A 274-nucleotide genomic window follows, 5' to 3' on the forward strand; every position below is an offset into this window, starting at 1 on the left:
GTAGGGCAGAGCCTGGGCAACATCACCTTGTTGGCGACGCTGGTGCTGGTGGCAGGCATGTGCGTCAACGGCGCGCAATCGGCGATGCCGTCATTGGCGGCACGCTTCTACCCGACTCAAGGCCGCGCGACCGGGGTGTCGTGGATGCTCGGCATCGGCCGCTTCGGCGCGATCCTCGGCGCGTGGATGGGCGCAACCTTGCTCGGCCTGGGCTGGAATTTCGAGCAGGTGCTGACCGCACTGGTGATCCCGGCCGGTTTGGCGACGGCTGCGG

At 67.9% G+C, this 274-nt stretch carries 1 pseudogene; it reads left to right on the top strand.

Annotated elements, in window-relative coordinates:
- Positions 1–274 (top strand): annotated as a pseudogene (locus AAEY83_RS14910) (aromatic acid/H+ symport family MFS transporter); the annotation flags it as partial.

The sequence above is a fragment of the Psychrobacter sp. TB20-MNA-CIBAN-0197 genome (assembly GCF_040309765.1).
GTDB classification, from domain to species: Bacteria; Pseudomonadota; Gammaproteobacteria; order Pseudomonadales; family Moraxellaceae; genus Psychrobacter; species Psychrobacter submarinus.